Annotated in this window: 1 protein-coding gene; it reads right to left on the bottom strand. The window is 68.1% G+C overall.

The features are described 5' to 3' along the window. The coding region (locus tag ACLJOU_RS46935; RefSeq protein WP_410575790.1) for an IS30 family transposase at positions 1–935 on the bottom strand (935 nt) is incomplete at both ends.

Here is a 935-nt window from a genome sequence, read left to right as displayed (position 1 = left end):
GCGAAGAAGACCCTCGTCCCCGTCTCAAGGGTCAACTGCGCGTGCGCGGACAGTTCCTTCCCGCGGTCCCAGGTGAGGGTTTGTCGTAGTTGCTGCGGTAGTTGTGTGATCGAGGCAGCTAACGCGGCGTTCATCGCGACGGCGCCGTAGCCGCCGAGCGACGGTCCGTTCTTCACCGGCGGGCTCTCGCCCCAGCCCTCCAGCCTGGGCAGGTGCACCAGGAGCGTGGATCGGCTGCTGCGCTCGACGAGCGTGCCGATCGCGGACCGGCCCGTCCCGATGATCAGATCTCCCTCCCAATGCCCTGGAACGGCGCGATCGGCGGCTTCGGCGGGACGTTCGCTGAGGACGACATCCGCGCTGACATGCCCCTGTGGCTTGTTGCGTGATCGGGCTCGCGGTTCCCGCAGGGCCCGGCCGGTGCGCAGACACGCGACCAGCTCTCGCTTGAGCGCGCCGCGTCCCTGGATGAACAGCGACTGATAGATCGCCTCGTGGCTGATGCGCATGGACTCATCATCGGGGAAATCAACCGGGAGCCGGTGAGAGATCTGCTCCGGGCTCCACGCCGTCGCCCACCGCCGGTCTTGCCGATGCGGCTTGTTCAGCCCCTTCCACGCCGTCTCAGGCCCGGCAACGACCGTACCGTCGGGCCGGCAGACGACACCGGCCAGCCGTTCCTGCACGTACTCGCGCAGCCTGTCGTCGACCGCGAGCTTCGCGGTCTTCGGGCGTTTCGCTGCCTGCTGCGCTTTCCACTGTGCGACCAAGGCACGGTAAACCTGTTTCCCGCTCCTGGTCGCCGCGTTGCGGCGCAGTTCGCGTGAGATCGTTCCCGGGTCGCGGCTGATGCGGCGGGCGATCTCGCGCACGCCGATGTCCTGTGCGCGCAGCAGCGCGATCTCCTCACGCTCGGCGAACGACAGGTACCGGCC

It is taken from the genome of Amycolatopsis sp. cmx-4-61 (assembly GCF_046548775.1).
In the GTDB taxonomy this organism is placed as follows: Bacteria; Actinomycetota; Actinomycetes; order Mycobacteriales; family Pseudonocardiaceae; genus Amycolatopsis.
Note: the sequence above shows the minus strand (reverse complement) of the source record. Positions and strands in the feature narration are given on the sequence as shown.